The sequence below is a fragment of the Cyanobacteriota bacterium genome (genome assembly GCA_027618255.1).
GTDB lineage: Bacteria > Cyanobacteriota > Vampirovibrionia > LMEP-6097 > LMEP-6097 > JABHOV01.
Map to the genome: position 1 here is coordinate 45,161 of JAQCFG010000007.1, position 8,115 is coordinate 53,275.

Below are 8,115 nucleotides of genomic sequence, written 5' to 3' on the forward strand. Positions count from 1 at the left end.
GCCGATATCCTCCGAGATGATCCCAAATCTAAGTTTTCTTAGATTTATGCAAGCAATAAATCACCTGCACATATGTTTTAATCGGCTTATCTGGGGCAAAACTTTAACGCTTTATGCAAAGTTAGGCCTTGTTACCTAAAGTCTACTATGTGTAATACAGTTCTGCCAAGAGTAGAATTAATAAATCAACTTGCTAGTCTAGGTCATATGGATGAGGAGCAGTTCGTTATAAGCTAAAAACAGATTTTTCTTTTTGGCTTTCAATTTCTTCAAATTTGGGTCTGTACTGTTCAATGTCTTTTGGACTTGCAAGTCTGTTGTAACCACAAGTCTTGGTGTCAGAGCAAGCAAGTTTGTCACCACGTTTGAGGTTTTTGTACATCATTAATTTGTTGCAGTCAGGACAGTGTTGGTTAATTGGATGATACCAAAAAACTTCTTCGCAACCATTGGCTGACCAGTTGTTACAACCAAAAAATATTTTATTGAAGCGTGATTTTTTCTCGACGATCTCACCACCGCAAGCCTCGCGCGGGCAGTTGATGCCAGTCTTTTTTTGTATCGGTGAAGTGAAGTCACAGTCTGTGGTTGTGCAAGCAAGATAGTCACCGTAACGACCGTAACGAATCACCAGGGATTGATCCTTCTTACATTTTTTGCAATTCTCTTCTGTGTATGGTCTATCTTCTGGAGCTGGAGTACCTTCTTTGGTTAGATTGATAATGATTTGACAATCTGGATACTGAGAACAACCCAAGAAAGGACCAAAACGCGAACTCTTAAGGTGCATCGTTGACTCGCAAGTCGGGCAATTATACTCTGTTTCAATTACGACATTGTCAATTGCTTCAGAAGCTTTTTTGACTTCATCAATAAATCCAGGTGCAAGTAAGTAATATGGATCTGGAGTTTTGTCTTCGAGTGTTTTTTTAGTCTTGCGACGTGGTTTGATTTTTTCTTTCTTCTTCCATTCTTTACCTAAGTAAAACTCTTTGAGCATAATGATCCAATCAAGACCTTTCTCTGCAACACTGTCTAGGTTTGATTCCATACTAGAAGTAAAATCAACGTTGATATAGTTGCCAAAATGATCGACAAGTAGCTTATTGACTTGGATACCAAGCTTGGTAGGTTTGAGCCCGTTGCCTCCCTCGACTTTCTCTACATACTTGCGATCTTGGATAGTATTGATAGTTGGTGCGTAAGTAGACGGTCTACCAATACCTTGCTCCTCAAGTACCTTGACCAGGCTAGCTTCATTGAAGCGAGGAGGACCCTCAGTAAAGTGCTGATTTGGTTTGGTCTTCAGTAGATCTATCTCGCTACCTTCTTTGAGACTATCAGAGAATTTGGAGTCTTCGATTTCTGCTTCAAGTTCTTCACCAATCTCTTTGTCTTTGCCATAAAGAATTGAGTAACCAGCAAAGATTTTTTTGCTGTGGCTTGCTCTAAACAATAGATCTTTGTTTTCTGAGCTGATTTCAATTGTTTTGATTTCTAATTTCATTGGAACCATTTGCGATGCCATGAAACGTTGCCAGATTAGTTTGTAGAGTTTGTACTGCTCATCACTTAGGTATTGCTTCACGCTGTCAGGAGTCTTGTCGATATATGTCGGTCTAATAGCCTCGTGAGCATCCTGCTCGTTTTTCTTTTTGGTTTTATTGTACTCATTTGTAGTTTCTGGGTAGTATTCCGGACCCCAAGTCTTCTCGATATATTCTTTGGCTTCAATTTGAGCCTCTGGTGCGATACGTAAACTATCGGTTCTCATATAGGTAATCAAACCGACTTCGTCAGTGGTACCGATCTTCATACCCTCATATAACTTCTGAGCGACTTGCATTGTCCGTTTGACGTTGAAGCCAAGTGCGTTACTGGCAGTACGTTGCAAGGTAGAAGTCTTGAAAGGTGGTTGAGCTTTTTTGCTACTTGGCTTACTGGCTATTTTGCTAGCTACCAGTTTGCTTGCCTTCGTGCGAGTGATGATTTTATTCATTTCGTCTTCTGATTTAATTACAGTTGCTTTAGTAGGGTCGTAGTCCTTCACTGGACTCACTATTCGTTTGGAATCAACTTGAGCAAGACTAATTTCAAAGTTGATATTGGTTTTGGCTTCCTGAACATCAGCATTGAGAGACCAGTATTCTTCTGGAACAAAAAGATTGATTTCTTCTTCACGTTCACAAATTAATCTAACAGCAATAGATTGAACTCTACCTGCACTACGCCCACCAACTTTGCGCCAGAGCAGTGGACTGATTTTATAACCTACTAGTCTGTCGAGCATTCTTCTTGCTTGCTGCGCGTCTACCAAGGCTTGATCAATTTGGCGAGGACTATTTACAGCAGCTTTGACTGCAGTAGGAGTAATTTGGTTGAATGCGATTCTTGAAATATCTTTTTTCTTGCAATTTAGGATTTCTGACAAGTGCCAAGCAATAGCTTCTCCTTCGCGATCCGGGTCACTAGCTAAATAGACATGTTCAGCTTGTTTTGCATATGATTTAAGTTCATTAACTACTTTGTCTTTGCCAGTCATGATTTCGTAGCTGGGCTCAAAGTTGTTCTTGACGTCGATACCAAGTCCTTTGGCAGGAAGATCTCGAATATGTCCAATACTTGATTTCACCAGAAAATCCTTACCAAGTATTTTGGTGAGGGTCTTGGATTTTGCCGGGGACTCTACTATTACTAGGTATTTGAAATCCGCTTCTTTTTCTTTTGTCTTAGTTGTTGCCATTTTGTTTGATTTTAGTTAGAAAACACATTCTTATATATGTTTGCTTTTGTTGCTTTTATATCATAGTTTTACGCTTTATGGCATTTGGATTTATTGATCCTGAGATAGATTTGAGCTAAAATCCTTGAATATATTGGATTTTTGGCTGTTTCAGGTCGAAAAATATATTCCAAGGTTAAGGGATTTCCCGCAATAGAGCTTTACAGTTAAGCCCTGGTAAGCTAGTATTAATACATATTAACAAGTTGAGGTTATTTATATGATTAAGCAAATTATTAAAGAGATTTTGGCCATGGTTTTAAGACCTGATTGCGGCCCGCTTAAAGCATATGCATACGTTCGCAATTAAGGAGAATACTCATCGTAGGTACAGGTACTAGCCAGAATACAGCAATCGCTCGAAGAAATCCTGAGTATGTATCATCGCGTGCTGCAGCTGATACTCAGCCGGCTACAACAGCTGGTACTTTGATTCTTGCTAATGATGCTTTGAAACATCAGTCTAAGTCTCCGGGAAGTGATAATTCTTTTACTGTTTCTCCAAGACCGATACAGTCTAATATAATGGAGGCGAATCTCGGAAGTTTATTACATAAAGATGTAGTAGCAAAGACACAAGCTGTTACTAATAATGGTCTAAATGCTTTACGAACTGCAGGAGCTGCAACTAGTTCTATTGTTGCGAGTCTCGGTGATATAACCAAACTTGGTTTGAATAAAACAGCAGCCAATCCAGTTTGGATTACAGCAATTGCTGGACTTGGTGGTTTGGTTACTGGTGTGAAATCAGTAAAAAATATTCTCAAAAGTGTTTCAACAATGATGGTACCAACTCAAGATCTCAAGCTTGGTTGGTTGCCTCACGGGATTATGGGGATATTACAAGGTGGTTTATTTTTTGGTTTGACCTCGGCGTTTTTTGGTAAACATAATTTGTTTACTGAAATAAGTGATGGTAAGCCAGTAGTGCGTATGAAGACACTTGCTGGTGCTGCAATTGCTCCATTTGGCTTGAGTGTTTTGATGAATCTTGCAAAGGCAACTTCTATCTTACGTAAGATTCCGATACTGGGTCCAGCCTTGCAAGAGATTTGTGAAACTATTTTTGGTGCTGGTAGAGAGATGACGGTTGGCACTGATAGTAATCCTCAGGCGAGTGCAGCTGGTGCACCTGCATTAGGAAGATAATTTTTGACTTAAGTCAAAAATATCCGGTTGTGCCTATTACTTAAGTAACTTTCCAAGTAATTGATTGACCAAAGCTGGCGGCGCCTTGCCCTCGGTCTTCTTCATTATTTGCCCAACAAAAAATCCTTGGATTTTGTCGTTGCCTGACTTAAATTGCTCTACTTGTTTAGGGTTAGCATCTATCACTTCTTGCACTATTGCTTCAATAGCGTCAGTGTCGGTGATTTGCGCTAAGCCCTTGTCTTCAATTAGCTTAGCTACTGGGCTACCGTTTTCTAAGAGCTCATTGATAATATCGTTTTTGGCAATATTGTCAGAGATTGTGCCCTTTTCAATTAGTACTATCATTTCAGCGAGCAGTTCAGCACTGAGCTTGGTTTCATGAAGTGATTTTTTGTTTTCGTTGAGATAGGCAGCGATAGGTCCGATAATCCAGTTAGCTGCTTTGTTTGCTTTAGCTCCCTTTGTAAGAACTTCTTCAAAGAAATGAGCAGTAGCTAAATCATCAGTCAATGTAGTTGCTGTATCTTCATTGATTTGAAACTCTTCAATGTATCTTGTTTTCTTTTGTTGCGGAAGTTCTGGTAAGGCTGCACGAGCATCATCAACTTGTTTTTGTTCTAGCGTGACTGGTAATAAATCTGGCTCAGGGAAATAACGATAATCGTGAGCCTCTTCTTTCGATCTCATAGAGTGGGTTTTACCTGATCCTTCTTCAAACAATCTAGTCTCTTGAACTATCTTGCCGCCTTCATCAAGGATTTGTGATTGACGTTTGTACTCATACTCGATAGCACGCGAGATCGAACGGAAACTATTGACGTTTTTGATTTCCGCTCTAGTACCAAGTGGTTGACCTGGTTTATTGAGTGAAATATTAACATCACATCTTAGTGATCCTTCTTGCATATTACCGTCACAAACACCAGTATAAAGAAGTACCTTGCGCAATTCTTTGACATAGGTGACGGCTTCCTCTGCTGAATTAATATCGGGCTCTGAAACTATCTCTATTAGCGGGGTTGAAGCACGGTTGAGGTCAACAAGTGAGTGGTCTGAACCATGAAGTCTTTCGGCTCCTGCGTGAACTAATTTACCGGCGTCTTCTTCCATGTGAATACGTAAGATCCTTACATCCTTATAGCCCTTACGAAAATCCTCACCTGCTGCGTTACGCTCATCGTGTGCAGTCATCATTGACGGCTCAGTCAACTCAGCCTGCTCACTCTTCGCAAGCCTTGCATCTGAAGGATTTTCGTGAGTGCTATTCGCGTTGTTAATTGGAATGGTTAGCTTACCATGATTACAAATTGGATTATCGAATTGAGAAATCTGATAACCCTTGGGAAGATCTGGATAAAAATATTGTTTGCGATCAAAACGCGAATTAAGATCAATCTTGCAACCAAGCGCAAGCCCAGCAGTAATTGCATAAGCGACGGCTTGTTTATTCAGGACAGGCAGCACACCTGGGTAACCCATGCATACTGGGCAAGTATTAGCGTTAGGTTCTTTACCAAACTCAGTAGAACATGAGCAAAAGAGCTTGGACTCAGTTTTGAGCTGGGCATGAACTTCTAGTCCAATGGTGATATTGTATTCTTGCTTGGTTGCTGTTGCCATATAAAGGATTTTATCATATCCGTCATCCTGAGGATTCAGGGAGGATGGAAGACTGAGAGTTCACTGGTGAAGGAACTGAGACCCCGTAAGATGACGTCAGGATCTTATCCCTGCTATCATAATGTTTTAGATGCTCGGAATTTACATCACAGCCGGATACCCAAATGCAGATGCAACGATTGAAGCCTTGCGTATTCTAGAGAAAAGTCAAGTTGATTTAATTGAGCTAGGCGTACCTTTCTCTGATCCGCTAGCAGACGGGCCAGTGATCCAGAAAGCTGCTTTTGAGTCTTTGCAGCAAGGCATGAATCTAGACAAGGTCTTTGATTTGTTCAAGCAGTCTGGCGTGAAAACCAAGACGATTTTGTTTTCATATTACAATCCTCTTTTTGCTTACGGCTGGGATAAATTAATTCAACAGTGTTTAATTAATAAGATTTCGGGTATCTTGATTCCTGATCTTCCAGTGGATGAGGCTGAAGAATTAAGCACCAAATTTAAAGCTGCTGGGTTAGATCTTGTTTTGCTTGCTGCAATCACCAGCACAGAAGAAAGGCTCAAGCGTATCTATGATCTCTCTAATCCTTTTGTCTACTTGGTTAGCAGGGTTGGGATTACTGGTGCTGGCGATGCCGGTAAAGATCAAAGTGAAAAAGAATTATTAGATCAAACTATCGCTAAGCTCAAATCCTTTGGCAATAAACCAATTGCACTTGGTTTTGGAATTGATTCACGAGAGAAAGTGGAAGCTGCATACAGACAGGGTGCTGATATGGCGATTATTGGTACCAAGACTGTGACTTTGACAGAGGATCTTAAGGCTTTTGAAAATTTTATTGCTAGTGTGAAGTCTTAATTTTTGACTTAAGTCAAAAATTATCCTGTTGAAACAATTAGAATAAAGCTCGTGAGAGTTTTATTCTACAGTGCCCAGACTTATGACATTGAATCCTTTGATCTTGCCAACAAAGATCATGGCTTTGAATTAATCTATCTTGAAGCTCACCTTAATGAAAAAACTGCTCTCTTGTCCAAAGGCTTTGATGCTGTTTGTGTTTTTGTCAACGACTCTGTTGATGCTGAGGTTTTACGGATCTTGTCAGAGAACGGCATTGGGCTTATAGCACTTCGATGTGCCGGTTTCAATAATGTAGATCTGGAAGCTGCCAAAAAATACAATATCAAAATAGTAAGAGTTCCAGAGTACTCTCCTTATGCAGTGGCTGAGCATTCCTGTGCTTTGATACTTGCTCTCAATAGAAAAACTCACAGGGCTTACAATAGAACTAGAGAATCTAATTTCAAACTCTGCGGTCTTCAAGGTTTTGATCTTGCGGGTAAAACAATTGGCATAATTGGTTGCGGTCGTATTGGACAAGTGGCTGCCAAGATATTTGATGGTTTTGGCATGAAGGTACTTGTCTATGATCCTTACTACAAGGGAGATTTGGACTTTGCTGTGCAAGTGACTTTGCCGGAACTCTTGCAAGCTTCTGATATTGTTAGTCTCTATTGTCCTTTGAATCAAGAAACCAAACATTTGATTGATGCAAAAGCAATTGAACAAATGAAAGACGGTGTGATGATAATTAATACTAGCCGCGGAGCTTTGATAGACAGCAAAGCTGCGATTGCAGGTCTTAAGTCAGGCAAGATTGGATACTTAGGACTTGATGTTTATGAAGAAGAAGCAGGTTTGTTTTTTGAAGATCATACTGGCATGATTATGCAAGACGAGGTGCTTGCTCGTTTATTGACTTTCCCAAATGTCTTAGTAACCGGTCACCAAGCGTTTTTTACGGCTGAAGCTTTGAGCCAAATAGCAAAAACGACTCTAGTTAATTTAGAGTCGTCTTTGCATGGTTCTGAAATATCTAATCTAGTAGAGGCTTAGATCTTGCCTTCCCAGTATCCACCGTCTCTATTATAAAGAGCGTCGTAACCAGACCAGAATCTAAATGGTGGTAATAGTCCTGCAACAGCATGCCAACCGACTTTTTTGCCAGTAATCTCGTTTCTAGTACCAGCTGCTGCAAATGCAGGTGTCGCGATTGACATAAGCATTGCCATAATTAATGTAAGAAATGAGATTTTGTTTTTCATATAGAACTCCTTTTGAATCTTTGTTAATTATAGAGCGGATTAACCCTTCCTTATCTGTGGAATGATATACTTAAGTAGGTAGTGAGCTTGTGCTTATTACCTGTAGAAGACTGAAAATTTGGTGGAAATAAAATATGGGGGCGTGTTAGCTTTGACAGGGGTCGGAGATTATAAAACGCGAGTCCAGGTAGTCTAGGTCCTGGTAAAACCAAGGCAAAAAATAAGTGTAGAAACATCTGAGTTCGCTACTGAAAAAGTAGAAGTTGCTTTCGCAGCTCCTGCTCTTCGCGTAGCATAGTCCCGACATACTGAGGACAACTACTTGTTAATTAGGGGCTAACCCACTAACTAACAAGTCACAAACACGGTTAGTGCGCGAAACAAACTTTGATAGGTTTAGTTTGTGGAGCAAAGATTATAAGCTTAAATCCCGTTGAGTGTTAATGCTCATGCGAACG

The 8,115-nt window shown here is 40.2% G+C and carries 6 protein-coding genes; 3 read left to right on the forward strand and 3 right to left on the reverse strand.

All coding sequences use genetic code 11. The annotated features are described in order from the left end of the window. Positions 1–226: 226 nt before the first annotated feature. The gene (gene topA / locus O3C63_01930; GenBank protein ID MDA0771681.1) at positions 227–2,743 is read right to left on the reverse strand and encodes a type I DNA topoisomerase; all 2,517 of its coding nucleotides are present in this window, start codon (positions 2,741–2,743) and stop codon (positions 227–229) included. A gap of 468 nt (positions 2,744–3,211) precedes the next feature. Here topA and O3C63_01935 point away from each other — a divergent pair, with 468 nt between their 5' ends. Next, the gene (locus tag O3C63_01935; GenBank protein MDA0771682.1) at positions 3,212–3,931 is read left to right on the forward strand and encodes a hypothetical protein; all 720 of its coding nucleotides are present in this window, start codon (positions 3,212–3,214) and stop codon (positions 3,929–3,931) included. Between the two features lie 36 nt (positions 3,932–3,967). Here the strand turns inward: O3C63_01935 and gatB are convergent, their stop codons facing one another. Beyond that, on the reverse strand, positions 3,968–5,554 hold the full coding sequence (gene gatB, locus O3C63_01940; GenBank protein MDA0771683.1) for an Asp-tRNA(Asn)/Glu-tRNA(Gln) amidotransferase subunit GatB: 1,587 nt from the start codon (positions 5,552–5,554) through the stop codon (positions 3,968–3,970). Between the two features lie 130 nt (positions 5,555–5,684). Here gatB and trpA point away from each other — a divergent pair, with 130 nt between their 5' ends. Both trpA and O3C63_01950 read left to right on the forward strand, forming a co-directional pair. Continuing rightward, positions 5,685–6,410, forward strand: a complete 726-nt coding sequence (trpA, locus tag O3C63_01945) for a tryptophan synthase subunit alpha (protein ID MDA0771684.1) — start codon at positions 5,685–5,687, stop codon at positions 6,408–6,410. A 51-nt stretch (positions 6,411–6,461) separates the two neighbouring features. Further along, positions 6,462–7,448, forward strand: coding sequence for a 2-hydroxyacid dehydrogenase (locus O3C63_01950; protein MDA0771685.1), 987 nt, complete (start codon positions 6,462–6,464; stop codon positions 7,446–7,448). Here O3C63_01950 and O3C63_01955 read toward each other — a convergent pair. Further along, positions 7,445–7,612, reverse strand: coding sequence for a hypothetical protein (locus tag O3C63_01955; protein ID MDA0771686.1), 168 nt, complete (start codon positions 7,610–7,612; stop codon positions 7,445–7,447). The genes O3C63_01950 and O3C63_01955 overlap by 4 nt on opposite strands. Positions 7,613–8,115 lie beyond the last annotated feature (503 nt).

Bases quoted from the DNA above. Each gene is read 5' to 3' on its own strand.
- gatB (MDA0771683.1), bottom strand. From the start codon at position 5,554: ATGGCAACAGCAACCAAGCAAGAATACAATATCACCATTGGACTAGAA.
- trpA (MDA0771684.1), top strand. From the start codon at position 5,685: ATGCTCGGAATTTACATCACAGCCGGATACCCAAATGCAGATGCAACG.
- O3C63_01955 (MDA0771686.1), bottom strand. From the start codon at position 7,612: ATGTCAATCGCGACACCTGCATTTGCAGCAGCTGGTACTAGAAACGAG.
- topA (MDA0771681.1), bottom strand. From the start codon at position 2,743: ATGGCAACAACTAAGACAAAAGAAAAAGAAGCGGATTTCAAATACCTA.